We start from the raw sequence: 26,392 nt of genomic DNA, 5'->3' as shown, positions 1-26,392 counted from the left end.
CCCGTGCGACGACCAAGCTCGGATCGACGGCGAGCCCGCGACGTCGTGCCCTCCGCGCGCCGGGTCGGTCCCGCTTCGGGCTTCGACATGGCCCTGATCGTTCCCGGACCGCGCGCCGACGCGGCCGAGCCCGCGGTCACCACCGCCTCGAACCTTCCGTGTCACCCCGACTCCCCGTCGATCGAGGTCGACCGGTCCCCTGCTCGATCCGGGCAGCCTCGCGGCCGGCTTCACCCCTCGACGCACCGCGAACAGAAATCCCGACCCTCATGCTGCATCTTCCGCGTCTGTCGATCGGCACGATCCTGTGCGCGATCCTGTTCTCCCTCAGCGCCATGCTGCTGGCCGCGGGCGCCCGGACGGCGCTGGATGCCCGCGCGCAGGAGCGTGAGAGCCGCCGCGTGGTCGCGCTCACGGAAGGCAGCCGGATTCTCCTCGAGGTCCTGCTCGCCGTGCGCCTCGAGCGGGCGCGGACCCTGCAGGCGCTGATCGCCGCGGACAGGATCCCGCCCGCCGACGCGGCCCTGATCGCCCGACAGCGCGCGACCCGGACCGAACGGCTGGAGGCTCTCCTGACCCTGGTGCGCGCGATCGACACCGCCGCGGTGGCGAAGACGGTCGATCCGCTCCGACGCGCGCACGAGGCTGTCACCGGCCTGTCCTCGCGGATCGACGCGGCCCTCTCGGTCCCGATCGCGGAGCGCGCCGCCGCGACCGCGGAGGTCGCCGCGACGGCCTTCCAGGATCTGCTCGACGCGCTCACGGCGGCCAGCGGGGCCGTCGACGGCGCGATCCCGCGCCGCGACGCGGCGCTGGCCCGCGCCCTGGACATCAAGCGCGCCGCTTGGCTCACGCGGGTCGCGATCGGCGGCAACGTGGCGCGGGCCGAGACGGCCGTGACGCGGGGCGTGGGCTGGTCCGAGGCGGAGCGCCTCGCCGAGGCCGAGGAGCGCGGGCGCGTCGCGGCGAACTGGGCGAACCTCGTCGATCACATGGACGACACGGTGCCGAAGGCGGTCCAGGAAGCCTTTCGGAGGGTCGGTGCCAGCAACTTCGAGGGCGCGGTCGCGGCGCGGCGGCAGGCCCTGCGGACGGCCCTGAGCCAGAGCAAGCTGCCGAGCATCGCGCTTCAGGAATTGCGCGACCGCAACACGCGGGAGGTCAACACCGTCGCCGACCTCGCGCAGGCGGCCCTGAACGCGATGGTCGCCCGCGCGCAGGCGCTCGCCGCGGAGGCGGGGGTGACGCTGCTCCACACCGGCCTGTTCCTGGCCGCGTCGGTGCTGCTCGCCGGTGCCGGCGCCGCCATCGTCGTCCGCCGCGTGCTCGGGCCGCTGCGGGCCATGATCCGGGCGATGCGGGCGCTCGCCTCCGGTGACGTCGCCGTGGAGATCCCGGCCCGCGCGCGGCGGGACGAGATCGGCGCGATGGCGGCGGCCGTGCAGGTCTTCCGGGACAACCTCGTCCGCGCCCGGGCCCTGGAGGCGGACGCGGCCGAGGCGGCGCGCGCCGCGGAGGCGCAGCGCCGGACCATGACGCACGCGATGGCGCAGGCCTTCGAGGCGGCGGTGGCCGGCATCGTCGGGAAGGTCTCCGCCGCCGCGTCCGAACTGCAGACCACGGCCTGGCAGATGACCACGACCGCCCAGGAGACCGCCAGCCGGTCCGATACCGTGGCCGCCGCCGCCGAGGAGGCCTCCGCCGGTGTCAGGACCGTGGCCGCCGCGGTGGAGGAACTCGGCACCTCCGTCCAGGAGATCGGGCGGCAGGTCCAGGGCTCGTCCGAACTGGCCCGGAGCGCGGTCGGAGAGGCCGATCAGACGGCCGCCCTGGTGGCGGCGCTCAACGCGTCGGTCGCCCGGGTCGACGCCGTCGTCGAGCTGATCGCCGGCATCGCGGCGCAGACGAACCTGCTGGCGCTCAACGCCACGATCGAGGCGGCGCGGGCCGGCGAGGCCGGGCGCGGCTTCGCGGTGGTCGCCGCCGAGGTCAAGGAACTCGCCGCCCAGACCGGACGCGCCACCGACGAGATTGGCCGGCAGATCGGCGAGATCCGGACCGTGACCGGTCAGGCGGTGCAGGCGATCGGCACGATCACCGGCCGCATCGGCGAGATCAGCACCGTGGCCGCCGCCATCGCGGCGGCGGTGGAGCAGCAGGGGACGGCCACGCAGGAGATCGTCCGCAACGTCGTCCAGGCCAATGCCGGTACCCAGGAGGTGACCGGCAACATCGCCGGCGTGGCCGAGGCGGCCGATCAGACCGGGCGCGCGGCCGACCACGTGCTCACGGCCGCCACCGCGCTCACGCGTCAGTCGGAGGAGCTCGCCGCAGAAGTCGAGCGCTTCCTGACGGGTCTCCGGGCCGCCTGAGCCGTCGCCCGGCTCAGTCGAAGCCGCGGGTGAAGCTCAGCCGGTGGTGCGGGCTGCGCCCCAGCTGCGTCAGGCCGGCGCGGTGGAGGGCCGTGCCGTAGCCGACATTGCGCTCCCAGCCGTAGCCGGGGTGGCGCCGGGCGAGGCGCCGCATCAGCTGGTCCCGGAGCACCTTGGCGACGATCGAGGCGGCGGCGATCTGCGGCACGACGCGGTCGCCGCCGACGACGGCGCGACCCGGGAGGCCGGGCAGGGCGTCGCGCCCGTCGACCAGCACGGGCGCGGCGAGGCCGAGCCGCGCCACCGCCCGCGCCATGGCGTCGTGGGTCGCGCCGCGGATGTTGATCCGGTCGATCAGGGCGCGCGACCCCGCCGCCACCGCGACCCGCGCGTGGGCGCGGATCAGCGGCGCCAGCCGGTCCCGCACGGGCTCGGGGACGCGTTTGCTGTCGTCGAGGGAAGCGAGCAGGTCCGCCGGGATCGCCGCCGGATCGAACCAGACGGCGGCCACCACGACGGGGCCGCAGAGCGCGCCGCGCCCGACCTCGTCGCAGCCGATCGCCGTCGGATAGGTGGCGGCCCGGGCGGGATCGAAGGGCGGCCGGGCCGCGATGGTCCGGCCGCCGGCGGGCGCACCGGCCGGCGACTTGGCCGGCGACTTGGCGGGCGTACCGACCGGCGGCTTGGCGGGCGGCTTGGCGGGCGATCTGGCGGGCGGCATGGCGCCGTCCTGCCATTCCGCGCCGTCGCCGTCACCCGTCAGGCGGCGTCCCGGGTGCTCCGGGCACCGCCATGTGCCTCGACGATGTTGCCGAAGAACTGCCGGGCGCTCACGTCCCAGCCGCAGCGCAGGGCCTCGGCCCGGCACTCGGCGCGCGACAGGCGCAGCGCCGCCAGCGCGGCGACCCGCAGATCCAGATCGAGGATCCCGACCCGGGTGCCGCCGACGACGTCGTTGGGGCCCGGGACCGGGAAGGCCGCCACCGGAAGGCCGCTCGCCAGGGCCTCCAGGAGCACGATGCCGAACGTGTCGGTGAGGCTCGGGAAGACGAAGACGTCGCAGGCCGCGTAGACCGCCGAGAGGTCCGCGCCGGTGCGGGTGCCGAGGAAGCGGGCCTCCGGCGCGAGCGCCTGCAGCCGCGCGCGGTCCGGCCCGTCGCCCACCACCACCTTCGTGCCGGGCAGATCGAGGCTGAGGAAGGCCGCGACGTTCTTCTCGACCGCCAGCCGCCCGACATAGAGGAACAGCGGCCCCGGCAGGCCGGCGAGCTCCGCCGGCCGGGGCGTCCCGGGCTCGGCCGGCCGGAACCGCTCCGTGTCCACGCCCCGGGTCCAGCGCATCAGCCGGCCGAAGCCCCGCGCCGCGAGCTCGCCCTGAAGCGAGGCCGTGCTGACCATCGTGCCCCGGGCGGCGCCGTGGAACCGGCGCAGATACGCGTAGGACCACGCCTCCGGCACCGGGGCCCGGGCGGCGAGGTATTCCGGGAAGCGCGTGTGGTAGCTCGTCGTGAATGGCAGGTCGTGGGCCAGGCAGTGCCGGCGCGCCGCGAGGCCCACCGGACCCTCGGTGGCGATGTGAACGTGGCTCGGCCGCTCGGCCCGCCAGCGCGCCGCCACCCGCTCGCGCCCGGCATAGGCGAGGCGGATCTCGGGGTAGCCCGGCAGCGGCAGCGAGCGGAAATCGGCCACCGTGAGCAGGGCCGTGCCGAAGCCGTGCTCCGGCGCGCGCCGGACCATCTGCTCGAGGGAGCGCACGACGCCGTTCACCTGGGGGTGCCACGCGTCGCTGGCGATCAGGAGCTTCACGGCGGCGCCCTCACGCCACCGCACGCCGGCCCGGCAGGGGCTGCGGCACGACCTCGGCCGCCTGCGCCCGCAGGAGGCTCGGATAGTGCAGCACCTCGATCCGGCCGTCGTAGTGCTCCACGAGACCGGTGCAGGATTCCACCCAATCGCCGGTGTTGAGGTAGCGCAGGTCGCCGATCGGCCGGTCCGCGGCGTGGTGGATGTGGCCGCAGATCACCCCGTCGGCGCCCTGGCGGCGGGCCTCCTCGGCCAGGATCGTCTCGAACCGGCCGATGAAGCTCACGGCGTTCTTCACGCGCAGCTTCGCCCAGGCGGAGAGCGACCAGTAGGACAGGCCGAGGCGCCGCCGCACCTTGTTGATCAGCGTGTTGAGGGAGAGGGCCAGCGTGTAGGCGCCGTCCCCCAGATGGGCGAGCCACGGCGAGTGGCGCACCACCATGTCGAACTGGTCGCCGTGGATGACGAGGTAACGTTTGCCGTCGGCCGCCTCGTGGATCGCGGTCTCGGCCAGCTCGATGCCGCCGAAGCTCGTCCCCACGTAGTCGCGCAGGAACTCGTCGTGGTTGCCGGGCAGGTAGACGATCCGCGCGCCCTTGCGGACCTTGCGCAGGAGCTTCTGCACCACGTCGTTGTGCTCCTGCGGCCAGTACCATCCGGAGCGCAGCTGCCAGCCGTCCACGATGTCGCCGACGAGGTAGATCGTGTCGGCGTCGTAATCCTTCAGGAACGACAACAGCAGGCCGGCCTGGCAGCCGCGCGTGCCGAGATGCAGGTCGGACAGGAACAGCGTCCGCACGCGGACCGGCATCTCCTCAACCTCGGCCACGGCACCCTCTCCCGGCGGCTGAACGGTGACGGGATCCAGAGCGGGATCCCATCTCAGTTTGATGACGCGGGTTTCGGAGGGAGCGGCCGGAAAGGCGGTGCGCTGCGGCGAAGGCTCTCAACCGGAGCTCGACTTCGTTGCGGCGCACAAAAAATTTTTTTGCCAAGTTCCGGAAGTTTTTCCGGTTTTCCTTTCGAGCACGGCCGCCTCATAATACCAGGAACCGGCGGCTCGGCACGAGTTCGGCCGGACCTTGACAGGAAGGCGGCGAGGACGGCCCTGAGGCCGTAGGGCGGGACGGCATTTCGGAGGCGACCGGCACGCGGGGGCGTGCCGCGACGCGAGCGGCGTGAGGCCGCCTGCCGCTCCGCGGAGGCCCCCCGATCACGGCAGAGGATGGCGTTCGAGGGGGTGCGGCGCGAGCCGCTTTCGACGGCGCCGGACCGACTCCCTGACGACGCTTGGACAACCCGGCGCGGGTTCACGCTCGCGCGCAAAGGACTTTTCGGAGGAAACATCATGGCCGCAACCCGGCGCCCCGGTCGCAACCACCTCTTCATCCCGGGCCCCACCAACATCCCGGAGCGCGTCCTGCGCGCCATGCACGTGCCGTCGGAGGATCACCGCTCGCCGAGCTTCCCCGAGCTGGTGAAGCCGCTGCTGCAGGACTCCAAGATGGTGTTCGGCTCGACCAACGGGACGGTGATCCTGTTCCCGTCCTCGGGCACCGGCATCTGGGAATCGGCCCTGTCCAACACCCTGTGCCGCGGCGACAAGGTGCTCACCGCCCGCTACGGCCAGTTCAGCCACCTCTGGGTCGACATGGCCCAGCGCCTCGGCCTCGACGTGATCGTCCAGGACGAGGAGTGGGGCGCCGGCGCCGATCCGCAGAAGATCGAGGAGGCCCTGCGGGCCGACAAGGAGCACGCCATCAAGGCCGTGATGGTCGTCCACAACGAGACCGCCACGGGCGTCACCAGCGACATCGGCGCGGTGCGCAAGGCGATCGACGCCGCCGGCCACCCGGCGCTGCTGTTCGTGGACGGCATCTCGTCGATCGGCTCGCTGCCGTTCTACATGGACGACTGGAAGGTCGATTGCGCCATCGCGGGCTCGCAGAAGGGCTTCATGCTGCCGGCCGGCCTCGGCCTGATCTGCATCAGCCCGAAGGCGCTCAAGATCGCCGAGGGCGGCACCGGCCGCAACGACCGGCTGGGCCACGCCTACTTCGCCTGGAAGGACCAGCTGGCCGCCAACGCCACCGGCTACTTCCCCTACACCCCCGTCCTGCCGCTGCTCTACGGCCTGCGCGAGGCCCTGGCGATCGTGAAGGAGGAGGGGCTCGAGAACGTCTACCACCGCCACCACGTGCTCGCCGAGGCGACCCGCCAGGCCGTGGCGGCCTGGGGCCTCAAGCCCTGCGCCAAGGAGCCGAAGTGGAACTCCGACACGGTCACGGCGATCGTGGTGCCGGAGGGCGCCGACGCCGCCAAGGTGATCACCCACGCCTACGAGCGTTACAACCTCTCCCTGGGCGCCGGCCTGTCGAAAGTCGCCGGCAAGGTGTTCCGCATCGGTCACCTGGGCGACCTGAACGAGCTGTCGCTGCTGGGCGCCATCGCGGGCGCCGAGATGGCCATGATCGATTGCGGCATCAAGGTCACGCCGGGCTCGGGCGTCGCCGCCGCCTCCAGCTACCTGCGCGAGAATCCGCTGCATAAGGCGTAATCTGCGCACGCGATCGGGGCGGGACCGGGTTGCCGGGCCCGCCCCGACGCGCAAGTAAGAACAAGACTATCGAGGAAACCGCCCGTCGTCCGAGAGGGGTTCTATGACCAAGAAGATCGTGTTCCTGGATCGTGAATCCCTCGATGCCAGGGTCCGACCGTTCAACTTCCCGCACGAATACGTCGAGCACGAGTCGACCTGGACGCCGGAAGAGATCGTCTCCCGCCTCCAGGGGGCGGAGATCGCGCTGATCAACAAGGTCCCGATGCGGGCCGAGACGCTGAAGCAGCTCCCCGACCTGAAGCTGATCGCGGTCGCCGCCACCGGCACCGACGTGGTCGACAAGGCCCAGGCGAAGGCGCAAGGGGTCACGGTCGTCAACATCCGCAACTACGCGTTCAACACCGTGCCGGAGCACGTGGTCGGGCTGATGTTCGCCCTGCGCCGGGCGATCGTGCCCTACGCCAACTCGGTGCGGCGCGGCGACTGGGCGAAGTCCAAGCAGTTCTGCTACTTCGACTACCCGATCTACGACATCGCCGGCTCGACGCTGGGCATCGTCGGCTACGGGGCGCTCGGCAAGTCGATCGCTAAGCGCGCCGAGGCGCTGGGCATGAAGGTCATCGCCTACGACGTGTTCCCGCAGGACGGGCTCGTCGATTTCGAGACGATCCTCGCGCAGTCCGACGTGATCACGCTGCACGTGCCGCTGACCCCCGACACCAAGGGGATGATCGGCGCGGCCGAGCTCAAGAAGATGAAGAAGAGCGCCATCCTCATCAACACGGCCCGGGGCGGGCTCGTGGACGAGGCGGCCCTTCTCGAAGCGCTCAAGGACGGCACCATCGCGGGCGCCGGCTTCGACGTGGTGGCGCAGGAACCGCCCAAGGACGGCAACATCCTGTGCGAGGCCGATCTGCCGAACCTGATCGTCACGCCGCACGTCGCCTGGGCGAGCAAGGAGGCGATGCAGATCCTGGCCGACCAGCTCGTCGACAACGTCGAGGCCTTCGTGGCGGGCAAGCCGCAGAACGTGGTCGAGTAGGCGCGACAGGCCTCTTCTCCCGCACGGGAGAGAGGGCGCGCCGCGCCGAATAAACCATCTGAAAGCTCGGGCGGACGACGACGCGAATGGGTCGCTCGGTGCGACCGCCCTTTGAAAGCAAGACGATAGCGCCGCAGGGCGCGACAGAAAGGTCCGAAACGTGACGAAGAAGCTGCTGTTCCTGTTCGACACCGACGCCGTGCCGAACGTGTTCGACACGGTCGTCGGCTACGACGGCGGCGCGGATCACATCACCGGCTACGGCGGCGTGAACCCCGACAATGTCGGCGCGCTGGTCGACGGCACGATCTACACCCGCGGCGGCTCCGAGAAGAAGTCGACGGCGATCTTCGTCGGCGGCGGCAGCATGGCGGCCGGCGAAGAGCTGTTCACCGCGGTCAAGAAGCGGTTCTTCGGCCCGTTCCGGGTCTCGGTGATGCTCGACTCCAACGGCTCCAACACCACGGCCGCCGCGGGCGTCGCCCTGGTGGCCAAGGCCGCGGGCTCGCTCCAGGGCAAGAAGGCCGTCGTGCTGGCCGGCACCGGCCCGGTCGGCATGCGCTCGGCCGCGCTCCTCGCCGGCGAGGGTGCCGAGGTCACCATCGCGGGCCGCGCCCTCGACAAGACCCAGGCCGCCGCGGACCAGATCAACAAGCGCTTCAAGGTCAACGTGAAGGCCGCCGCGACCCCCGACGAGGCCTCCCGCGTCGCCCTGGTGAAGGGCACGAACCTCGTGTTCACCGCCGGCGCCATCGGCGTCGAGCTGCTGCCGGAAGCGGCCTGGGCACAGGAATCGTCGATCGAGTTCGTCGCCGACTACAACGCCCAGCCCCCGACCGGCATCGGCGGCATCGACGTGATGGACAAGGGCAAGGAGCGCAACGGCAAGCAGGCCTTCGGCGCCCTCGGCATCGGCGGCCTGAAGCTCAAGCTGCACCGCGCCTGCGTCGGCCAGCTCTTCGAGAGCACCGACAAGGTGCTCGATGCCGAGGAGATCTACGCCCTCGCCAAGACGATGGCCTGAGGAGGTGCCGGTGACCGAGACGCATCGCCCCGAGACCGACAGCATCGAGACGTTCCTGACGGAGCTGGCGAGTGCCGCCCCGACCCCCGGGGGCGGCGGCGCGGCGGCGATCTCCGGCGCCATGGGCGCGGCGCTGGTCTCGATGGTCTGCAACCTCACCATCGGCAAGAAGAAGTACGTCGAGGTCGAGGCCGAGCTGAAGGAGGTCCTGGCCAAGTCCGAGGGCCTGCGGGTCGTCCTCACCGGCATGATCGGCGAGGACGTGCAGGCCTTCGACGCCGTGATGGGTGCCTACGGCCTGCCGAAGACCACCGACGACGAGAAGGCCGCGCGTGCGGAAAAAATCCAGGCGGCGCTCAAGACCGCCTGCGACGTCCCGCTCGCCTGCTGCCGGGCCTGCCGCGCGGTGATCGACCTCGCGGCGATCACCGCCGACAAGGGCAACCTCAACGTCGTGTCGGATGCCGGTGTGGCGGTGCTCTCGGCCTATGCCGGGCTGCGCAGCGCGGCTCTCAACGTGTACGTGAACGCCAAGGGCCTGGAGGACCGGGACTTCGCCGACGAGCGCCTGAAGGAGCTGGAGGAGCTGCTCGGCGAGGCCGGCGCGCTGACCGAGAAGATCTACGGGGTCGTGAAGGCCAAGGTGAACTGAACCGGCGACGTCCGTCCTCTCTCGCAGAGGAAGGGCGCGCGCCCGCTGGGGCAGCGCCAAGCTTAACAGCGGGTTCGGTTTGATGACGTCGACACCGCCGTCTTTGCGAGCGAAGCGAAGCAATCCAGTCGGCGCCGCGATCTCAGAGGTCGCGCTGCCCTGAGGCACTGCCCTGCGCCCGTGATGACGGAGCGGGCGCCTCAAACGAAGCGTTCGGACGAAAACCCTATCGGTTCAACAATTGAGGCCGGGTGCATCACGCCCCGGCCTCGTTGTTTTTCTGTATGGTGCATCGCAATATCGAATACGAGCTGTGCTGCGACCGCGAAAAAGTCGCGATCAATCAGGAGCTTAAAAAATTTGACGGGCGTAATCTTTCGACTCAACTAAAGTGATGGCGTCAACGGCGGCAACGAACCGCGGAGGAGGCGCCGAATGGACGTCCACGAGTATCAGGCCAAGGAGCTGCTCGCGAGCTTCGGCGTGGCCGTCCCGAAAGGCGCCATCGCGTTCAGCCCGGACCAGGCGGTCTACGCGGCCACCGAGCTCGGCGGCTCGTTCTGGGCCGTGAAGGCGCAGATCCACGCGGGCGCCCGCGGCAAGGCCGGCGGCATCAAGCTGTGCCGGACCTACAACGAGGTCCGCGACGCCGCGAAGGATCTGCTGGGCAAGCGCCTCGTCACGCACCAGACCGGCCCCGAGGGCAAGCCGGTGCAGCGGGTCTACGTCGAGACCGCCGACCCGTTCGAGCGCGAGCTCTACCTCGGCTACGTGCTGGACCGGAAGGCCGAGCGCGTCCGGGTCATCGCCAGCCAGCGCGGCGGCATGGACATCGAGGAGATCGCCGCCAAGGAGCCGGATTCGCTCATCCAGGTGGTGGTCGAGCCGGCGGTCGGCCTGCAGCAGTTCCAGGCGCGGGAGATCGCCTTCCAGCTCGGGCTCAACATCAAGCAGGTCTCGGCCGCGGTGAAGACGATCATGAACGCCTACCGGGCGTTCCGCGACTGCGACGGCACCATGCTGGAGATCAACCCGCTCGTCGTCACCAAGGACGACCGGGTGCTGGCGCTCGATGCCAAGATGAGCTTCGACGACAACGCGATGTTCCGCCGGCCGGGCATCGCCGACATGCACGACCCGTCGCAGGGCGATCCCCGCGAGGCCCAGGCCGCCGAGCACAACCTCAGCTACATTGGCCTCGAGGGCGAGATCGGCTGCATCGTCAACGGCGCCGGGCTGGCCATGGCCACGATGGACATGATCAAGCACGCGGGCGGCGAGCCGGCGAATTTCCTGGATGTCGGCGGCGGCGCGTCCCCTGAGCGGGTGGCCACGGCCTTCCGGCTGGTCCTGTCGGACCGCAACGTGAAGGCGATCCTCGTCAACATCTTCGCGGGCATCAACCGCTGCGACTGGGTCGCCGAGGGCGTCGTCCAGGCCGCCCGCGAGGTGAAGATCGACGTGCCGCTGGTGGTCCGGCTCGCGGGCACCAACGTCGAGGCGGGCAAGAAGATCCTGGCGGAGAGCGGCCTGGATCTCATCACCGCCGACACCCTGGCGGAAGCGGCCAAGAAGGCGGTCGACGCCTGCGCCGCCGCCAAGGGCCACCACGACACGACGCAGCACTGAGAGGGGAGACCGCGCCAATGAGCATCCTCATCGACGAGACCACCCCGATCATCGTCCAGGGCATCACGGGCGACAAGGGCACCTTCCACGCCAAGGAGATGCTCGACTACGGCACGAACGTCGTCGGCGGCGTCACCCCCGGCAAGGGCGGCCGCACCCATCTCGGCCTGCCGGTGTTCAACACCGTCAAGGAGGCGGTGGCGGCCACAGGCGCCACGACCTCGATCACCTTCGTGGCGCCGCCCTTCGCGGCGGACGCCATCATGGAGGCGGCCGATGCCGGCCTGCGGCTGGTCTGCTCGATCACCGACGGCATCCCGGCCCAGGACATGATGCGGGTGAAGCGCTACCTCTACCGCTACCCCAAGGAGCGGCGGACCATGGTGGTCGGCCCGAACTGTGCCGGCATCATCTCGCCCGGCAAGGCGATGCTCGGCATCATGCCCGGCCACATCTACCTCCCGGGCAATGTCGGGGTGATCTCGCGCTCGGGCACGCTGGGCTACGAGGCCGCCTCCCAGCTCAAGGAGCTGGGTCTCGGCATCTCGACCTCGGTGGGCATCGGCGGCGACCCGATCAACGGCTCGTCGTTCCTCGACCACCTCGCCCTGTTCGAGACCGATCCGGACACCGACGCGGTGCTGATGATCGGCGAGATCGGCGGCCCGCAGGAGGCCGAGGCCTCGGCCTGGATCCGCGAGAACATGTCAAAGCCGGTGATCGGCTTCGTCGCCGGTCTCACGGCCCCCAAGGGCCGGCGGATGGGCCATGCCGGCGCGATCATCTCGGCGGCCGGCGACAGCGCCGCCGAGAAGGCCGAGATCATGCGCTCCTACGGGCTGACCGTGGCGCCGGACCCGGGCTCCTTCGGGCAGACCGTGGCCGACGTGCTGGCCCGGGCGGCGTAGCCGCAGCCAGCCTGCCGCACAGTCTCGGAATGCGGCGCGGTTCCGTCTCTCGTGGGGGAGAGGGACAGGGTGAGGGATCGGGTCCTTCCGGAGACAGCGCGGTCCATCGGCGTACCGGCGGCGCGCTCGATCCTGAACCATCGCGTCCCTCACCCCGACCCTCTCCCCCACGGGAGAGGGGGCTCGTCGCGCTGGGCACCGGCCGATGCGCGGACCTCCCGAGCCGGCGGTGACGACGCTTCGCGCTGAACATCCTCCAAGAAAACCATGCGCCACGAGGTGGCCCGATGACCCGCACCCTTCACGCAACCCCCAGTCTCGTCGACGCCACGGCCTTCGCGCCGCCGGTGATCGTCGGCACGTCGTCGGAGCAGGCGCTGGATATCCTGTTCCAGGCTTTGCTCGACGTCGCCCGCCGGCACGACCCCGACCTCGAGGCGGTCCTGCACGGCACGGCCGACATCTCGCGCTTCTCCCCGCAGATGCTCGCGCGCGCGCTGCAGGTGCAGGGCATCTGGTTCCAGCTGATCTCCATCGCCGAGCAGAACGCCGCGATGCGCCGCCGCCGCCACGTGGAGCGCACGGAGGGGCGGGCCGCGCTCGGCGGCTCCTTCGCCAAGGTGTTTTCCGACGCGCGCAAGCAGGGCGTGCCCCCTGAAAAAATCCAGGCGCTGCTCAGCGACCTGCGCATCCGCCCGACGCTGACCGCCCACCCCACCGAGGGCAAGCGGGTCACGGTGCTGGAGAAGTTCCGCCGGATCTACCTCGTGCTGCGCGAGCTGGAGATGCCGCGCTGGACCGACCGCGAGCGCAACGGGCTCATGAACGAGCTGCGCGACCAGATCGAGCTGGTCTGGATGACGGGCGAGCTGCACCTGGAGAAGGCCACCGTCGAGCGGGAGGTGGCCTGGGGGCTGCACTTCTTCGACGAGACCCTGTTCGAGATGCTGCCCGAGACCCTGGAGACCCTGCACGAGGCCCTCGCCGAGACCTATCCGGGCACCGACTTCAAGGTGCCGCCGTTCTTCCAGTTCGGCTCGTGGATCGGCGGCGACCGGGACGGCAACCCCTACGTCACGGCCACGGTCACCCGGCAGACCCTGCACCGCAACGCGCTGGCCTCGCTCACCCGCTACCGCGACGGCGTGCGCGAGCTGGGCCGGACCCTGTCGCTGACCGAGCGGTCGCTGCCGCTGCCCGCGGATTTCCGCGCGGAGCTCGACCGGCAGCTCGCCGAGAGCGGCCAGGCCCGGGCGATCACCCGGCGCAACCCGGGCGAGCCCTACCGCCAGTACCTGTCCTGCGTCCTGCGCAAGATCGAGGCGACGATCGCCCGCAACGAGGGCGAGCACCCGTCCGGCCCCGACTATGCCAGCGCGGACGGGCTGATCGAGGATCTGCGCACCCTGGAGCGCGGCCTGACCGAGGCCAAGTGCGGGGCGCTGGCGCGCGACCTCGTCCGCCCGGTGCGGCGGATGGTGGAGATCTTCCGCTTCTCGACGGTCCGGCTCGACCTGCGCGAGAACACCACCCGGACCACCGACACGCTCCACGCCCTCTGGCGCCAGCGCCACGGCGACGGCGAGCCGCCGGCCCTCGGCTCGGCCGCGTGGCGCCAGTGGCTCGACACGGAACTCGCCCGGCCGCGCGACCCCGAGCGGTCCTTCGAGGACCTGCCCGACGCCGCCCGGGAGACGCTCGCCACCTTCGCCCTCGTGGCGGAGATGCGCGAGGCCCTCGACCGCGAGGCGTTCGGCGCCTTCGTGCTGTCGATGACCCGCTCGGTGGAGGACGTGCTCGGCGCCTACCTGCTGGCCAAGGAGGCGGGGGTGTTCCTCGACTCGGCCGGCACGGAGATCTGCCCGCTGCCGATCGTGCCCCTGTTCGAGACCATCGACGACCTCCGCGCCGCCCCGGCGATCATGCGCGCGCTGCTCAACGTGCCGGTGGTCCGGCGCTCCACCCGCTGGCAGGGCGGCGTGCAGGAGGTGATGATCGGCTACTCGGACTCCAACAAGGACGGCGGCTTCGTCGCCGCCAACTGGGAGCTCTACAAGGCGCAGAGCAAGCTGACCCGGCTCGGCGAGGAGCTCGGCGTCGGCATCGCCTTCTTCCACGGGCGCGGCGGCTCGGTGAGCCGCGGCGGCGTGCCGACCCAGAAGGGCATCATGGCCCAGCCGCCGGGCTCGATCCGCGGCCGGTTCCGGACCACCGAGCAGGGCGAGGTCGTCTCGTTCAAGTACGCCAACCGCGGCACGGCCGCCTACCAGATGGAGCTGCTGGCGGCCTCGGTGTTCGAGCACGCGCTCGCCGGCGACGGCGAGCGGGTGGGCCCCGGCCACGACGACGCCCTCGAGGCGCTCGCCGGCGCCTCGCGGGCGGCCTACGTCCAGCTGCTTCAGACCGACGGCCTCGTCGACTACTTCCAGGCGGCGAGCCCGCTCGACGAGATCTCCCTTCTCAACATCGGCTCGCGTCCGGCCCGCCGCTTCGGCGCGCGCTCGCTCTCGGACCTCCGCGCGATCCCCTGGGTGTTCGCGTGGTCGCAGAACCGGCACGTGATCACCGGCTGGTACGGCGTCGGCTCGGGGCTGGCGAGCTTCATCGACGTGCGCGGCCGCGACGGCGAGGCGACGCTCAAGCGGCTGTTCAACGAATCCCGCGTCCTCCGCCTCGTCCTCGACGAGGTCGAGAAGACGCTGATGATGGTCGATCTCGACATCGCCCGCGCCTACGCGGGCCTCGTCCCGGACGCGGGCGTCCGGGACCGGATCTTCTCGATGATCGAGGCCGAGTACGCGCTGACCCGCGAGATGGTGCTGCGGGTGAGCGGCGGCACGGAGCTGGCCGAGCGCTTCCCGCTGTTCCGGGATCGCCTGAAGGGCCGGCTCCCGACCATCAACCAGGTCAGCCGCGAGCAGGTCGAGCTGCTCGCCCGCTACCGCGCCGAGACCGACGAGGACCGGCGCGAGGCGGTGAAGTCGGCCCTGCTCCTGTCGATCAACTGCATCGCGGTCGGCTTCGGGGCGACCGGTTAGGACGGGGCGCAACAGGCTCTGTCTCCTGCACGGGAGAGGAAGCCCGCGCCCGAGACGAACCGCGATGGAGCGAACCGAAACACGCCTCCCCGCCCTGTCAGGGACCGAGGGACGCGCCATTTGCCGCCGGTGAACGGGATCGCATCCCGCAACGGCACCAGAACCGTCACTAGGAGAGAGAACCCGAGATGAGCTTCACCCTGATCCAGCAGGCCAAGCCGCGCCTGCACCGGTCCGAACTCGCCGTCCCCGGCTCCAACCCGACCTTCATGGAGAAGTCGGCCTCCTCGGCGGCGGACGTGATCTTCCTCGACCTCGAGGACGCGGTCGCCCCCGACGACAAGGAGAAGGCCCGCACCAACATTATCCAGGCGCTGAACGACCTGGATTGGGGCAACAAGACCATGATGATCCGCATCAACGGTCTCGACACCCACTACATGTACCGGGACGTGGTCGACATCGTCGAAGCCTGCCCGCGGCTCGACATGATCCTGATCCCCAAGGTCGGCGTGCCGGCCGACGTCTACGCCATCGACGTGCTGGTCACCCAGATCGAGCAGGCCAAGAAGCGCGACAAGCAGATCGGCTTCGAGGTGCTGATCGAGACGGCGCTCGGCATGGCCAATGTCGAGGCGATCGCCCAGTCGTCCAAGCGCCTGGAGGCGATGTCCTTCGGCGTCGCCGACTACGCCGCCTCGACCCGCGCCCGCTCCACCGTCATCGGCGGCGTGAACCCCGACTTCTCGGTGCTCACCGACAAGGACGAGTCCGGCAATCGCCAGACCCACTGGCAGGACCCGTGGCTGTTCGCCCAGAACCGCATGCTGGTGGCCTGCCGCGCCTACGGCCTGCGCCCGATCGACGGACCGTTCGGCGACTTCTCGGATCCGGACGGCTACCGCTCGGCGGCCCGCCGCTGCGCCGCCCTGGGCTTCGAGGGCAAGTGGGCGATCCACCCGAGCCAGATCGAGCTCGCCAACGAGGTGTTCACCCCCTCGGAGGCCGAGGTCACCAAGGCCCGCCGCATCCTCGAGGCCATGGAAGAGGCCGCCAAGGCCGGCCGCGGCGCCGTCTCCCTCGACGGTCGCCTCATCGACATCGCCTCGATCCGCATGGCCGAGGCGCTGATCGAGAAGGCGAACGCCATGAAGGGCTGAAGACAGCTCCGAGGCGGGCGGATCCTGGCCCCGTACCGGGATCCGCCTCTCGCCCTGCGACGACGGCGGCGCCGCGTGTGGCCCGGAGTCCCCTCAGAACGGCCGGTCGTCCGGCAGCCGTGCCGCTGTCAGCTCGTCCGGCGTCGGGTCCCGGTGAACCACGATCCCGTTCGACCGATCCGCCGCGATCAGCCCGAGCCGCGCGAACCCGTCGAGCCAGCCGTCCATCGGCCAGAGCCCGTGGCGGTCCCGAAAGCGGGCCGCGTTGGCGACGATGTCGCGGAAATGCTGCAGCGGCGGGTCGTAGCCCGGATGATGCTGGTGGTAGGCCCGGGGTCCTCCGAGGAACAGGATCGGCACGCCCGCCTTGTCCGCCCGGAACGCGAGGTCGGTGTCCTCCGCGCCGTAGCCCGAGAAGGTCTCGTCGAAGCCGCCGAGCCGGTCGTAGGTCGCGGCCCGCACCGCGAAGGCGAGGGACCAGAACAGGCCGGGCTGCGGCGCCGGCGCCACCGCGCCGGCTGGCGGGAAGACCCGCACCGGGTGCGGCTGGCCGAGGCGCTCCAGATCCGTCTCGCGCCATCCCTCCGCGACCGCGCCGGCCGGCAGGTAGCCGATCTCGCAGCAGATCAGGCCGTCTTGCTCGGCCACCGCCCGCGACAGGCCGGCGACCAGTCCCGCCGAGGGGATGCAGTCCACGTCGAGGAAGATCAGCGTGTCGGCGCGGGCCGCCCGGCGCCCGGCATTGCGGGCCGCGGCGAGCGGCAGGCCGGCATGCGGGAACGCGACGCGCTCCACCGGGAAGGGCAGGGCCGGGTAGGGCGCCGCGTCGCCGCCGATCTCGACGACGACGCAGCGATCGGGCGGATCGCCGCGGCCGAGACCTTCGAGCAGGCGGGTCAGGTGCGCGCGCCGGCCCTTGTTGAGAGTGATGACCGCGACACTCACGGGGCGTCTCCGGCGCTCAGGACATCGATCCGGTAATCGGCAGTCCGCGCCTGATTCCGGACTTGGAGGAAGGGCGCCGAGAGCCGGATGAACCCCTCGGCGGCGCCGTCGCCCGACAGCGGGTAGTCGGTCTCGCCCAGCCAGTGGACGAGCACGATGTCGCCGCCCGGCTCGATCGTCTCGCCGGCCCGGCGGACGAGCGCGGCGAAGTCCGGCGGCGCCAGGAAGTACAGGAACTCGGAGAGCACGATCAGGTCGAACCGTTCCGCGGGCCAGTCCGCAGGCATCGCGCCTTGCCGGACCTCGACGTGTGGGCGATCCGCGCAACGCGCCCGGGCGGCCTCCACGGCGGCCGGGACCAGATCGGTCGACAGGACCCGGTCGCAGCGCTCAGCCAGGGCGCGCGTGAAGACGCCGATGGAGCAGGCCGGCTCGAAGGCGGCCCGGTACCGCCCCCGCGGCAGCGCCGCCAGCGTCGCCGCGTATTTGTCGCGCTCGTAGGGCGAGCTGGTGAAGCGCCAGGGGTCCGGGTCGCTGGCGTAGATGCCGAGGAAGTAATCCTCCGGCAGGGTGTGCGTCCGCCGGGTCATGCCGGGACGGCGACGAATCGCTCGTAGGGGCCGCAGAGCCGGTCGATCATGGCGGGCTCGAGCCGGAAGCCTTCGGGATCGTCCGAGATCAGGTCGGTGGTCTGCGATTCGTGTGCGGCGACGGCCCGGGCCTTGGTCTCGCGATAGGCGGAGACGTCGAGGCGCAGGCCGGCCGGGCTCGGCCCGACCTCGGTCTCGGGCGGCAGGGTCCAGCCCCAGACGGGGTACTCGTAGACGCGCACCCCCGGCATCAGCGGCCGGGCGAGGGCGACGATCGCGGCGGCCGCCTTGTGATCGCAATGGGGATCGTGGCGCCACGTGACGAAGACCGCGCCGGCCCCGATGGCCGCGGCCGCGCGGGCGACCGCGGACGCGGCCGCCTCGGCTTCCGGGCCGTCGCTCGGGACATGCGCGTCCGGCAGGCGCAGGAAGGTCACGGCGTCGGGCCCGAGGCCGAGCACCGCCACGGCGCGCTGCGTCTCCGCCTCGCGCAAGGTGCGCAGCTTCTCCGGCGGGTAGAGGCGCGAATGGGTGTGTGAGCCGCAGCCGTCGCTGACAACGACGAGGTGCACGGGCCGCCCGGACGCCCGGGCGGCGGCGATCAGCCCGCCGCATCCGAGGCTCTCGTCGTCGGGGTGGGGCGCGACGACAACGAGCCCCCGACTCCCCAGCAGGGCGTCGAGGCTCGCCACGGGCAGCGCGTCGGCCGCGGCCAGGAACGCGTCGGCGCGCATCAGCGGCCTCCCGTCCGGTCGGCAGCCAGGGGGAAGGCGGCCAAGGAAAAGCGCTGGTCGCACCGCGACGGGCTGCTGACGGGATCGATCACGGGACGCTCCAGGAACGGTGCGCGGCTACGGACGTCCCCGGTTCTCCAGCGCGGCGCATGAACGCGCCATGAGCGGCGCGCGGGATGGCCGGCGGGCGTTACCGATCGTTCTCGGTGGTGAGGGCGTCGGCGCGGGTGCCCTCGTCGACGCCCCGCCCCGCCGCGAGGCGGACGCCGGGCGTCGGCGCGTCGCTGAACACCGCACCGGCCGCGGCGAGGGCGCTCCGCAGCGCCTCGATCTGCCCGCTCGGCGGATCGCTGTAGCCGCCCTCGAAATCCCTCACCAGCCGCTCGTCCAGACCGACCTTGCCGGCGAGATCGGCCTCAGACCAGCCGAGCAGCCCGCGGGCCGCCCGCGACTGCCCCGGGGTCATGGCGGGGGCCTGGGTCCCGCTCTGCGCACCCTCGTCCGATCCTGCCAAGGTCATCCTCCTGTCTCGCGATGATCAACAACGATCGCGGTCGCGGATCGTTTCCGGGCGGTCTTCGGCCGGGCGCGACCATAATTGTGCTGAAATCCTGTCGCATCCGCCAAGGCGCAAGGATTCGGAGCGGCCTCGCGAGGGGCCGGACCGCGCGGCCGGCGCGGCGCTTCCGGACCGGGATGACCTGCGCGCGGCGCGCGCGACATGGGGACTGGACGATGAGAGGGGTGCTGATCGCGAGCTTGGCCTGTGCCGTGCTGGCCATGGACCTCGCCGCGGCGACGCAGGCGCAGGCGCAGATGGGCGGCTCGCCCACGGGCTTCGGCCGGGGCAACCGCCGTCCCGGCGGCGAGGAAGAGAAGAAGCCCCAGTACGTGCCGGGGACCAAGGCCAGCGAGAAGATGTTCCCGCTGGACTCGACTTGGACCGCCGTGAGCCTGAACGGCAAGCCGTTCACGGGCGGCGACCGGCCGAGCTTCATCATCGACAAGCAGTACCGCGCCCGCGGCTACGGCGGATGCAACACCTTCGCGGCCACCGCCTTCCCGCTCAAGGAGCAGCACATCGCCGTGGGCCCGCTCGCGCTCACCAAGAAGAGCTGCGACAAGGGACTCGCGGCCTCCGAGCAGGCCTTCTTCATCGCCCTGCGCACCTCGGCGGTGTGGGACCTGGTCGGTTCGCAGCTCGTCCTGAAGAGCCCGAACGGTGAGCTGAAATTCGACCGGGCCCTTTAAGGACCGGTTCACCACGCCGGACGAAGGCGGCCGCCGATTCAGACAGCCTTGAGGGGCGCCGGGGCTCACTCCTCCCGTGTCGAGGAGGCCACGGATGCCAGTCGGGATCGGGATCGGACGCGCGGACCCCTCGCGTCCCGCGGTGACGCGGACCTTGCGCTTCTCGGGACCCGAGGGTTTCCACTCCGGTGCCCTGTGGCTCGCCACGGCGGTCCCTGTCCTGGCGACGCTTCTCCTGCTCGTCCGGCTCGCCGCCTGAGGCGGATGCCGCGCCGAGCGGGCCGCCGATCACCGGGTGTGGGTCATGTCCTGCGCCCGGGCGGCTCCGGAGGGGCGACGCGGTTCGGGCGCCGCCTCCGATCGCAGCATCACCGGCGGGTACAGGGCCGCCAGACCCGCGGCCACGCCGTACAGGACAGGATCGGCGCTTGGGCCGGCCTCGGGCGGACGGAGATCGCTCGTCAACCCCGTGCGCCTGCGGGCATCGCGCGCGCTCGCGAGCATCTGTCCGCGTCCCCGTTGTTCACCTATTCGCGACCGATCAATGCCGCGTTCCGCGTTTCGTTGCCGCGGAGACCGGAATTTTCTCCCGGAGCGCGGGCGCGGCGGGATCTCAGCCGCGGCGCCGGAGGATCGTCACGGGTCGCCCCACGGATAGCGGGCAGGCGGCCGGAACGACGTCGACGATCGCCGCGCTGGGGCACCGCGCGCGGCAGGCCTGGGTCGCCGCGATCTGATCGCCGCCACAGGCATCGGCGAAGCAGAAGGTCCCGAGATCCTCGCAGGTTGCCCGGAACCGGCCGACCGGCCCGGACTCCCGCAGATCTGCGGCCCCCGCCCCCTGCGTCAGCAGGAGGGCCGTCAGACCGATCAGGGCCGGGAGCCGTGCCATCTCTGTTTCCATTCCAGGTCGCGAACGCTTGCGAAGCCAGCCTAGCATCGGCAGCCTGGACGCGCCGTACCATTCCCGCGACAGAGGGGGCCCGTCATCTGTCGCGATCCCGGCCGCACCGCGCGGCCTTGAGGACCGATCCCCCCGAAAGGCCGCCATGCCGCTCTACGCCCTCGACGATCACGTCCCCGACCTCGCCGACCCCGCCCGGGTCTGGATCGCGCCCGACGCGCAGGTCGTCGGGCGCGTGCATCTCGGCCTCGATGTCGGGATCTGGTTCGGCGCGGCCCTGCGCGGCGACAACGAGCCGATCCGCATCGGCGACCGCACCAACGTCCAGGAAGGCGTGATCATGCACGTCGATCCCGGCTTTCCCCTCGTCATCGGGGACGACGTCACGATCGGCCACGGCGCGATCGTGCACGGCTGCACCATCGGGGACGGCAGCCTCGTCGGCATGGGGGCGACGGTCCTGAACGGGGCCCGGATCGGCCGCGGCTGCCTCGTCGGCGCCAACGCGCTGGTCACCGAGGGCAAGGAATTCCCGGATCACAGCCTGATCGTCGGGGCTCCGGCCAAGGCCGTGCGCACCCTCGACGAGGCCGCGATCGAGGGTCTCCGGCAGGCCGCCCTGCGCTACGTGGAGAATGCCCGGCGCTACCGGGCCGGGCTGCGCCGCATCGACGGCTGAGGCGGACGGGCCGCTCCCGGCGGGAGCGGCCGGGCCGCTTACTTCTTGGCCTTGCCGCGCTCGATCGCTTCCTCGATCAGCCGGTGGGCCTCCTCCTTGTCGCCCCAGCGGACGAACTTGACCCACTTGCCGGGCTCCAGATCCTTGTAGTGCTCGAAGAAGTGCTGGATCTGCTGGATCGTGATGTCGGGCAGGTCGGTGTAGTTCTCGACCCGGTCGTAGCGCTTGGTCAGGTGGCGCGAGGGCACCGCGATGATCTTCTCGTCCTCGCCGCCCTCGTCCTGCATCACCATCACGCCCACGGGGCGCGCGCTGATGATCGCGCCCGGCAGCACCGCGCGGGTGTTGGCCACCAGCACGTCGCAGGGATCGCCGTCGCCCGACAGGGTGTGGGGGATGAAGCCGTAATTGCCCGGGTAGAACATCGGCGTGTAGAGGAAGCGGTCGACGACCAGCGCGCCGGATTCCTTGTCCATCTCGTACTTGATCGGCTCGCCGCCGAGCGGCACCTCGACGATCACGTTGACGTCGTGCGGCGGCTTCTTGCCGAGCGGGATGGCGTCGATCTTCATGGCGTATCGCTTCCGGAATGCGGGCTCGTCCGCTTCCCGGCTCTCTTAGAGGCGCAGCTAGGCAAAGCAAATCGGCCGATGGTGCGGCCCGGCAACGAGCGCTGGAAAACGTTAGCCGAACAGAAATCCGACCTTGGGGAGCGGCAGGCCCGCCACGCGGTCCAGCACCCGCGGGCCGGCGACCCCGCCGAGGCCCTCGTAGAAGGCGCTGGCGCGGGCGTTGTCCTCCAGGCTCCACACGCCGAGCCGCGTGAGGCCGTGATCCGCGAGGTCGTTGCGCACCGCCCGGAACAGGCGCCGGCCGAGGCCGACACCCTGGTATTCCGGAAGCAGGTAGAGTTCGTCGATCTCGGCCTCGGTGCCGAGCGACCGGCTGCGCGTCCGCCCGTAGGCCGCGTAGCCGACGACGCGCTCGCCCGTCTCGACGACGGCGATCGGACGCCCGCGGCGCAGGGCGCTCCGCCACCACGCCCGGTCTCGGGCGGAGATCAGCCGCTCCAGGGCGACGCCGGGGATGATGCCGCGATAGGCCTCGCGCCACGACGCATCGAACACCTTGGACAAGCCGCCGAGATCGGCCTCGCGGGCCCGGCGGATGCTCGTGGTGCGCGTGCTCATGGGCTTCGGGCCTCCCGTCGTCCGACCGGCGGATAACCCGCGCGGTCCGCGCAGGTTCGATGCCGATCCAGGCGGAGTGAAGGCAAGAATGACGCCGCCTCTCGGCGCCCGCCCGCCAAGGCGCCGCCCCGCGAATTGCCGGGCTGCCGGGTGGCTGCTAGAGCCCGGGCTGGTACCCTCGGCAGCACGGCCTTGTTCAACCGCTTCCTCAAGCCCGAGACGCGCTACGCGCGGCGCATGGCCCGGATCGCCCGCTTCGAGCGGCCGATCGCCGGCCCCGGCGACCGGCTGATGGCCTGGGCCAACATGCTGCTGATCGATCACGGCGTCTTCCGGCTCGCCTATCTCAACCGGCACCGCGTCGGCGCGGGCGCCCTCTGGCGCTCGGCCCAGCCCGGTCCCCACCAGCTCGCCCGCTTCCGGGCCGAGGGCGTGCGGACGATCATCTCCCTGCGCGGCGGGCGCGAGCACGGGTCCTGGCCGCTGCAGCGCGAGGCCTGCGAGCGCCACGGGCTCACCCTCGTCGAGTTCGTGCTCCGCTCGCGGGAGGCGCCGGACCGGGCCACCATCCTCGGCGCCAAGGCGTTCTTCGCCGGCATCGAGTACCCGGCCGTGATGCACTGCAAGTCCGGCGCCGACCGGGCCGGCCTCGCCTCAGCCCTCTACCTGATCCTGCACGAGGGCCGCCCCGTCGCCGAGGCCGCGCGCCAGCTCTCCGCCCGCTACGGCCATCTCCGCTTCGCCAAGACCGGCATCCTCGACGCGTTCTTCGCCCGGTACCGCGCCGAGGGCGAGGCGAAGGGCCTCGACTTCCTGACCTGGGTCGAGACCGTCTACGACCCCGAGGCGCTCAAGCGCGACTTCCGGCCGGGCTTCTGGTCGGATCTGGCCGTCGACCGGGTCCTCCGGCGGGAGTGAGGATCACTCCGCCGCCGGCCGCGCCACCTCGCGGAACGGGTGGGCCGGGTAGGTCCCGATCACCCGCAGCTCGCGCGAGAAGAAGCCGAGTTCGTCGAGCGCACGGGCAAGGCCCGGATCCTCGGGATGGCCGTCGACCTCGGCGTAGAATTGCGTGGCGGTGAACTCGCCGTCGACCATGTAGCTCTCGAGCTTCGACATGTTGACGCCGTTCGTCGCGAAGCCGCCGAGCGCCTTGTAGAGGGCGGCCGGGATGTTGCGGACGCGGAACACGAAGCTCGTCACGCAGGGCCCGGTGCCCTGGGCCACCGGCTCGGGCTCGGGCGAGAACACCACGAACCGGGTCGTGTTGTGCGCCTCGTCCTCGACGTCGCGCTCCAGGATGTCGAGGCCGTAGACCTGCGCCGCGAGGGCCGGCGCCAGCGCTGCCCGGCTCGGGTCGCCGATCTCGGCGATCTCGCGCGCCGCCCCGGCGGTGTCGCCGGCGACCACGGCCTTCAGGCCCATCCGCCGGATGATCCGGCGGCACTGGCCCAGCGCGTGGACGTGGCTGTGGACGCTCTTCAGCGCCTCGCGCTTCGTGCCCGGCAGGACCATCAGCTGGAAGTGGATCGGCAGGAAGTGCTCGGCCACGATGTGCAGCGGCGAGATCGGGATCAGGTGGTGGATGTCCGCGACGCGGCCCGCGATCGAGTTCTCGATCGGGATCATCGCCCGCTGGGCCCGCCCCTCCGTCACCGCCGCGAAGGCGTCCTCGAAGGTCGGGCAGGGGAGGGGCGTCCAGTCCGGGTAGGCCTCCGCGCAGATGATGTGCGAGTTGGCCCCGGGCTCACCCTGGTAGGCGATGGTGCGGTCGGTCATGGCGGCGTGAATCGCTCGTCGGGTCAGTTCAGGCGCCGGCTCTGCAGCAGCGCGCGGGCCCGTTCCAGGTCGGCGGGGGTGTCGACGCCGAGCGGCAGGTCGTCGACGATGGCGGCATCGATGCGCATGCCGGCCTCGAGGGCCCGCAGCTGCTCCAGCTTCTCCCGCACCTCCAGCTCGCCGGGCGGCAGGGCCACGAAGCGGCTCAGCGCCGTGCGCCGGTAGGCGTACAGGCCGATATGGTGCCAGAGCGGACCGTCGCCCCAGGGCGCGCGGGCGCGGGTGAAGTACAGGGCGCGCAGGCGCCCGGGGCCGACCGTGTGGCCGACGAGCTTGACCACGTTCGGGTTGTCGGCCTCGTGCGGATCGGTGATCGGCGCGCAGAGGGTGACGATGTCGACGGTCCGGTCGGCGAGCGGCGCGACGGAGGCGCCGATGATCGCCGGGTCGATGGTCGGCAGGTCGCCCTGGACGTTCACGACCACGTCGTGACGGCCCTCCGGATCGACGATCTCGAGCGCCTCGGCGAGCCGGTCGGAGCCCGACGGGTGGTCGGCCCGCGTCATCACCGCGAGTCCGCCCGCGGCCTCGACCGTTCGGGCAATCTCCGCCGTGTCGGTGGCGACCACCACGGGGCCGATGCCGGCCTCCACGGCCCGGCGCCAGACATGGACGATCATGGCCTCGCCGGCGATGTCGGCCAGCGGTTTGTTCGGCAGCCGGGTCGCGGCGAGGCGGGCCGGAATCAGGACCAGGGGATCGGACATCGAGATTCGGATCCGGATGCGCGGATCTGGGGCCGCGGGGGAGGCGGCCGGCTGCTTAACAGGCCGGCCCCCGGTTGTCGTCCCCGGGGACGGGCGGAAACGGGCCGGGCCGCGGTGGAGAAAAGGTGCCACCTGGTGACAAGCTGGGCAATTCGGTGGAACAATCCTGCGCTGGAGCGACGCGGAGCGCCCCCGCGGCATTGTCAGGAACCGCCCGAAACCGCTAAGGCAACCTCGAAATCTTCCAATGTCCGGTGTCCGAGCCCGCTCGCCCGTGTCAGGCGCGCGATCGGCACGGCCGAGTTGCGAGAAGAGCATGAACTCGTTCGAGGTGAACAAGGTCCTGGGTGCAGTCCTCGGCGCCCTTCTGTTCGCGGCCGGATCGGGTTTCGTCGCTGAATTGATCTACCACCCGAAGCCGGCGGGCAAAGCCGGCTACGACCTGCCCGAGCCGCAGCCCGAAGCCGCCGCCGCGGCGCCCGAGGCCAAGGTCGAGCCGATCGCCGTCCGCCTCGCCAGCGCCGATGTCGAGAAGGGTGAGGCCGGCACCAAGGCCTGCCACGCCTGCCACAATTTCGAGAAGGGCGGCCCGAACAAGGTCGGTCCCGACCTGTACGGCGTCGTCGAGCGGCCGAAGGGCGCGCATCCGGGCTTCGACTATTCCGCGGCCATGAAGGAGAAGGGCGGCACCTGGACCTACGCCGACCTCGACGAGTTCCTGACGAGCCCGAAGGCGTACGTGAAGGGCACCAAGATGGCCTACGCCGGCATCGCCTCGCCGCAGGAGCGGGCCAACGTCATCGCCTACCTGCGGACGCTCGCCGAATCGCCGAAGCCGCTGCCGGCCGTCGAGAAGAGCGACGCCGCGCCGGCGGCCGCGCCCGCCGCGGCCAAGCCCGAGAACAAGCCCGCCGCCGACAAGGCCGCCGACAAGCCGTCCGCCGACAAGCCCGCCGCCGGCAAGGCGTCCGAGGGCAAGGACAGCCCCGCCAAGCCCGCCGATACCGAGACCGCTAAGCCGGTGGAGGCGAAGTCGCCCGGCAGCCCGCGCACGACCGGCGAATCGAGCGATCGCAACGCGCCGGCCCCGCCGGCCAACGCCCATGACGGCGACCAGCAGGGCCAGCCCTCGAGCCTGATCCCCGCCGAGCCGACCGCGCCGACGGCGCCGGCCGCCAAGGAGCCGCCCGCCCAGGCGAATCCCGAGGCTGTCGACCGGGCGAAGGATCTCGAGGTCGGCGGCCCGACCAAGGACCTGAACGCGCCGCTCCCGACCCCGCAGCCGCTTCCGAAGGAGTAGGGGGCGCGGCCGGGGCTGGGCTGAGGACGGTCCCGCCTCTCGCGTGCCTGGCGCGTTCCGCCGGC

The 26,392-nt window shown here is 71.4% G+C and carries 27 protein-coding genes; 14 read left to right on the top strand and 13 right to left on the bottom strand.

Annotation, left to right across the window (positions count from 1 at the left end):
* Positions 1-269 precede the first annotated feature (269 nt).
* The gene (locus MOTC310_RS30975; RefSeq protein WP_331304550.1) at positions 270-2,372 is read left to right on the top strand and encodes a methyl-accepting chemotaxis protein; all 2,103 of its coding nucleotides are present in this window, start codon (positions 270-272) and stop codon (positions 2,370-2,372) included.
* 13 nt (positions 2,373-2,385) lie between these two features.
* Here the strand turns inward: MOTC310_RS30975 and MOTC310_RS30970 are convergent, their stop codons facing one another.
* The 3 genes from MOTC310_RS30970 to MOTC310_RS30960 are packed head-to-tail and all read right to left on the bottom strand — an operon-like array spanning position 2,386 to position 4,986.
* Positions 2,386-3,093 (bottom strand): ribonuclease HII, encoded by a 708-nt coding sequence (locus tag MOTC310_RS30970; protein WP_331304549.1) that lies wholly within the window; start codon positions 3,091-3,093, stop codon positions 2,386-2,388.
* Positions 3,094-3,131: 38 nt separating this feature from the next.
* Positions 3,132-4,178 carry a glycosyltransferase family 4 protein gene (locus tag MOTC310_RS30965; protein ID WP_331293873.1) on the bottom strand — a complete coding sequence of 349 codons (1,047 nt, stop codon included), beginning with the start codon at positions 4,176-4,178 and terminating at the stop codon, positions 3,132-3,134.
* 10 nt (positions 4,179-4,188) lie between these two features.
* Positions 4,189-4,986 carry a UDP-2,3-diacylglucosamine diphosphatase gene (locus MOTC310_RS30960; protein WP_419539199.1) on the bottom strand — a complete coding sequence of 266 codons (798 nt, stop codon included), beginning with the start codon at positions 4,984-4,986 and terminating at the stop codon, positions 4,189-4,191.
* Between the two features lie 537 nt (positions 4,987-5,523).
* Here MOTC310_RS30960 and MOTC310_RS30955 point away from each other — a divergent pair.
* From MOTC310_RS30955 to MOTC310_RS30920, 8 genes are all read left to right on the top strand, one after another.
* Entirely contained in the window at positions 5,524-6,732 is a 1,209-nt protein-coding gene (locus tag MOTC310_RS30955; RefSeq protein ID WP_331293871.1) for an aminotransferase class V-fold PLP-dependent enzyme, read from the top strand.
* Between the two features lie 103 nt (positions 6,733-6,835).
* Complete coding sequence (locus MOTC310_RS30950; protein ID WP_273559897.1) at positions 6,836-7,777, top strand: D-2-hydroxyacid dehydrogenase; 942 nt, start codon at positions 6,836-6,838, stop codon at positions 7,775-7,777.
* Between the two features lie 160 nt (positions 7,778-7,937).
* Positions 7,938-8,801: an NADP-dependent methylenetetrahydromethanopterin/methylenetetrahydrofolate dehydrogenase gene (locus tag MOTC310_RS30945; RefSeq protein ID WP_149310230.1), complete on the top strand. Its 864-nt coding sequence runs from the start codon at positions 7,938-7,940 to the stop codon at positions 8,799-8,801.
* 10 nt (positions 8,802-8,811) lie between these two features.
* Positions 8,812-9,453 carry a methenyltetrahydrofolate cyclohydrolase gene (gene fchA / locus MOTC310_RS30940; RefSeq protein ID WP_331304548.1) on the top strand — a complete coding sequence of 214 codons (642 nt, stop codon included), beginning with the start codon at positions 8,812-8,814 and terminating at the stop codon, positions 9,451-9,453.
* A 435-nt stretch (positions 9,454-9,888) separates the two neighbouring features.
* The gene (locus MOTC310_RS30935; protein ID WP_331304547.1) at positions 9,889-11,082 is read left to right on the top strand and encodes a malate--CoA ligase subunit beta; all 1,194 of its coding nucleotides are present in this window, start codon (positions 9,889-9,891) and stop codon (positions 11,080-11,082) included.
* Between the two features lie 17 nt (positions 11,083-11,099).
* Positions 11,100-11,990 carry a succinate--CoA ligase subunit alpha gene (sucD, locus tag MOTC310_RS30930; protein WP_331293864.1) on the top strand — a complete coding sequence of 297 codons (891 nt, stop codon included), beginning with the start codon at positions 11,100-11,102 and terminating at the stop codon, positions 11,988-11,990.
* Positions 11,991-12,277: 287 nt separating this feature from the next.
* A complete protein-coding gene (locus MOTC310_RS30925) occupies positions 12,278-15,028 on the top strand; it encodes a phosphoenolpyruvate carboxylase (RefSeq protein WP_331304546.1) in 2,751 nt (916 codons plus the stop codon).
* 188 nt (positions 15,029-15,216) lie between these two features.
* Complete coding sequence (locus MOTC310_RS30920; protein WP_331293860.1) at positions 15,217-16,188, top strand: HpcH/HpaI aldolase/citrate lyase family protein; 972 nt, start codon at positions 15,217-15,219, stop codon at positions 16,186-16,188.
* Positions 16,189-16,281: 93 nt separating this feature from the next.
* Here MOTC310_RS30920 and MOTC310_RS30915 read toward each other — a convergent pair whose 3' ends face one another.
* The 4 genes from MOTC310_RS30915 to MOTC310_RS30900 form a co-directional block, all read right to left on the bottom strand.
* The gene (locus MOTC310_RS30915; protein WP_331304545.1) at positions 16,282-17,133 is read right to left on the bottom strand and encodes a glycosyltransferase family 2 protein; all 852 of its coding nucleotides are present in this window, start codon (positions 17,131-17,133) and stop codon (positions 16,282-16,284) included.
* Positions 17,130-17,723, bottom strand: coding sequence for a class I SAM-dependent methyltransferase (locus tag MOTC310_RS30910; protein WP_331293856.1), 594 nt, complete (start codon positions 17,721-17,723; stop codon positions 17,130-17,132). Before MOTC310_RS30910 ends, MOTC310_RS30915 begins: the two co-directional genes overlap by 4 nt.
* Positions 17,720-18,457: a PIG-L deacetylase family protein gene (locus tag MOTC310_RS30905; protein WP_331304544.1), complete on the bottom strand. Its 738-nt coding sequence runs from the start codon at positions 18,455-18,457 to the stop codon at positions 17,720-17,722. Before MOTC310_RS30905 ends, MOTC310_RS30910 begins: the two co-directional genes overlap by 4 nt.
* A gap of 190 nt (positions 18,458-18,647) precedes the next feature.
* Positions 18,648-18,971 carry a helix-turn-helix domain-containing protein gene (locus MOTC310_RS30900; RefSeq protein ID WP_331304543.1) on the bottom strand — a complete coding sequence of 108 codons (324 nt, stop codon included), beginning with the start codon at positions 18,969-18,971 and terminating at the stop codon, positions 18,648-18,650.
* A gap of 221 nt (positions 18,972-19,192) precedes the next feature.
* Between MOTC310_RS30900 and MOTC310_RS30895 the strand changes: the two genes are divergently transcribed.
* Positions 19,193-19,708, top strand: a complete 516-nt coding sequence (locus MOTC310_RS30895) for an META domain-containing protein (protein WP_331293849.1) — start codon at positions 19,193-19,195, stop codon at positions 19,706-19,708.
* A 94-nt stretch (positions 19,709-19,802) separates the two neighbouring features.
* Positions 19,803-19,967: a hypothetical protein gene (locus MOTC310_RS30890; RefSeq protein WP_331304542.1), complete on the top strand. Its 165-nt coding sequence runs from the start codon at positions 19,803-19,805 to the stop codon at positions 19,965-19,967.
* 29 nt (positions 19,968-19,996) lie between these two features.
* On the opposite strand, the gene MOTC310_RS30885 is transcribed toward MOTC310_RS30890, so the two are convergent.
* On the bottom strand, positions 19,997-20,173 hold the full coding sequence (locus MOTC310_RS30885) for a hypothetical protein (protein ID WP_331304541.1): 177 nt from the start codon (positions 20,171-20,173) through the stop codon (positions 19,997-19,999).
* Between the two features lie 148 nt (positions 20,174-20,321).
* Positions 20,322-20,600: a hypothetical protein gene (locus MOTC310_RS30880; RefSeq protein ID WP_331293843.1), complete on the bottom strand. Its 279-nt coding sequence runs from the start codon at positions 20,598-20,600 to the stop codon at positions 20,322-20,324.
* Between the two features lie 157 nt (positions 20,601-20,757).
* Here MOTC310_RS30880 and MOTC310_RS30875 point away from each other — a divergent pair, with 157 nt between their 5' ends.
* Positions 20,758-21,291 (top strand): gamma carbonic anhydrase family protein, encoded by a 534-nt coding sequence (locus MOTC310_RS30875; RefSeq protein ID WP_331293841.1) that lies wholly within the window; start codon positions 20,758-20,760, stop codon positions 21,289-21,291.
* 38 nt (positions 21,292-21,329) lie between these two features.
* Here the strand turns inward: MOTC310_RS30875 and ppa are convergent, their stop codons facing one another.
* Together ppa and MOTC310_RS30865 are read right to left on the bottom strand one after the other, a co-directional pair.
* Positions 21,330-21,863, bottom strand: a complete 534-nt coding sequence (gene ppa, locus MOTC310_RS30870) for an inorganic diphosphatase (protein WP_020092642.1) — start codon at positions 21,861-21,863, stop codon at positions 21,330-21,332.
* A gap of 111 nt (positions 21,864-21,974) precedes the next feature.
* Positions 21,975-22,481: a GNAT family N-acetyltransferase gene (locus MOTC310_RS30865; protein WP_331293838.1), complete on the bottom strand. Its 507-nt coding sequence runs from the start codon at positions 22,479-22,481 to the stop codon at positions 21,975-21,977.
* A gap of 192 nt (positions 22,482-22,673) precedes the next feature.
* On the opposite strand from MOTC310_RS30865, the gene MOTC310_RS30860 reads away from it, so the two are divergent.
* A complete protein-coding gene (locus tag MOTC310_RS30860) occupies positions 22,674-23,399 on the top strand; it encodes a tyrosine-protein phosphatase (protein WP_331293836.1) in 726 nt (241 codons plus the stop codon).
* Between the two features lie 3 nt (positions 23,400-23,402).
* On the opposite strand, the gene MOTC310_RS30855 is transcribed toward MOTC310_RS30860, so the two are convergent.
* On the bottom strand, positions 23,403-24,260 hold the full coding sequence (locus MOTC310_RS30855) for a prephenate dehydratase (protein ID WP_331293834.1): 858 nt from the start codon (positions 24,258-24,260) through the stop codon (positions 23,403-23,405).
* Positions 24,261-24,283: 23 nt separating this feature from the next.
* A complete protein-coding gene (locus tag MOTC310_RS30850; protein ID WP_331293832.1) occupies positions 24,284-25,027 on the bottom strand; it encodes a 3-deoxy-manno-octulosonate cytidylyltransferase in 744 nt (247 codons plus the stop codon).
* A 316-nt stretch (positions 25,028-25,343) separates the two neighbouring features.
* Here MOTC310_RS30850 and MOTC310_RS30845 point away from each other — a divergent pair, with 316 nt between their 5' ends.
* The gene (locus tag MOTC310_RS30845) at positions 25,344-26,327 is read left to right on the top strand and encodes a c-type cytochrome (RefSeq protein WP_331304540.1); all 984 of its coding nucleotides are present in this window, start codon (positions 25,344-25,346) and stop codon (positions 26,325-26,327) included.
* The last annotated feature ends 65 nt before the right edge of the window (positions 26,328-26,392 follow it).

It is taken from the genome of Methylobacterium oryzae (genome assembly GCF_036441375.1).
Lineage (GTDB): Bacteria > Pseudomonadota > Alphaproteobacteria > Rhizobiales > Beijerinckiaceae > Methylobacterium > Methylobacterium oryzae_A.
The sequence above is the reverse complement of the archived record's forward strand: the minus strand, read 5'-3'. Positions and strand labels throughout refer to the sequence as shown.

Coding starts and splice junctions, on each gene's coding strand:
- MOTC310_RS30890 (WP_331304542.1), top strand. CDS start 19,803: ATGCCAGTCGGGATCGGGATCGGACGCGCGGACCCCTCGCGTCCCGCG.
- MOTC310_RS30875 (WP_331293841.1), top strand. CDS start 20,758: ATGCCGCTCTACGCCCTCGACGATCACGTCCCCGACCTCGCCGACCCC.
- MOTC310_RS30845 (WP_331304540.1), top strand. CDS start 25,344: ATGAACTCGTTCGAGGTGAACAAGGTCCTGGGTGCAGTCCTCGGCGCC.
- MOTC310_RS30935 (WP_331304547.1), top strand. CDS start 9,889: ATGGACGTCCACGAGTATCAGGCCAAGGAGCTGCTCGCGAGCTTCGGC.
- MOTC310_RS30880 (WP_331293843.1), bottom strand. CDS start 20,600: ATGGCACGGCTCCCGGCCCTGATCGGTCTGACGGCCCTCCTGCTGACG.
- MOTC310_RS30855 (WP_331293834.1), bottom strand. CDS start 24,260: ATGACCGACCGCACCATCGCCTACCAGGGTGAGCCCGGGGCCAACTCG.
- MOTC310_RS30895 (WP_331293849.1), top strand. CDS start 19,193: ATGAGAGGGGTGCTGATCGCGAGCTTGGCCTGTGCCGTGCTGGCCATG.
- ppa (WP_020092642.1), bottom strand. CDS start 21,863: ATGAAGATCGACGCCATCCCGCTCGGCAAGAAGCCGCCGCACGACGTC.
- MOTC310_RS30910 (WP_331293856.1), bottom strand. CDS start 17,723: ATGACCCGGCGGACGCACACCCTGCCGGAGGATTACTTCCTCGGCATC.
- MOTC310_RS30865 (WP_331293838.1), bottom strand. CDS start 22,481: ATGAGCACGCGCACCACGAGCATCCGCCGGGCCCGCGAGGCCGATCTC.
- MOTC310_RS30960 (WP_419539199.1), bottom strand. CDS start 4,986: ATGCCGGTCCGCGTGCGGACGCTGTTCCTGTCCGACCTGCATCTCGGC.
- MOTC310_RS30970 (WP_331304549.1), bottom strand. CDS start 3,093: ATGCCGCCCGCCAGATCGCCCGCCAAGCCGCCCGCCAAGCCGCCGGTC.
- MOTC310_RS30850 (WP_331293832.1), bottom strand. CDS start 25,027: ATGTCCGATCCCCTGGTCCTGATTCCGGCCCGCCTCGCCGCGACCCGG.
- MOTC310_RS30925 (WP_331304546.1), top strand. CDS start 12,278: ATGACCCGCACCCTTCACGCAACCCCCAGTCTCGTCGACGCCACGGCC.
- MOTC310_RS30920 (WP_331293860.1), top strand. CDS start 15,217: ATGAGCTTCACCCTGATCCAGCAGGCCAAGCCGCGCCTGCACCGGTCC.
- MOTC310_RS30975 (WP_331304550.1), top strand. CDS start 270: ATGCTGCATCTTCCGCGTCTGTCGATCGGCACGATCCTGTGCGCGATC.
- MOTC310_RS30950 (WP_273559897.1), top strand. CDS start 6,836: ATGACCAAGAAGATCGTGTTCCTGGATCGTGAATCCCTCGATGCCAGG.
- sucD (WP_331293864.1), top strand. CDS start 11,100: ATGAGCATCCTCATCGACGAGACCACCCCGATCATCGTCCAGGGCATC.
- MOTC310_RS30955 (WP_331293871.1), top strand. CDS start 5,524: ATGGCCGCAACCCGGCGCCCCGGTCGCAACCACCTCTTCATCCCGGGC.
- MOTC310_RS30905 (WP_331304544.1), bottom strand. CDS start 18,457: ATGCGCGCCGACGCGTTCCTGGCCGCGGCCGACGCGCTGCCCGTGGCG.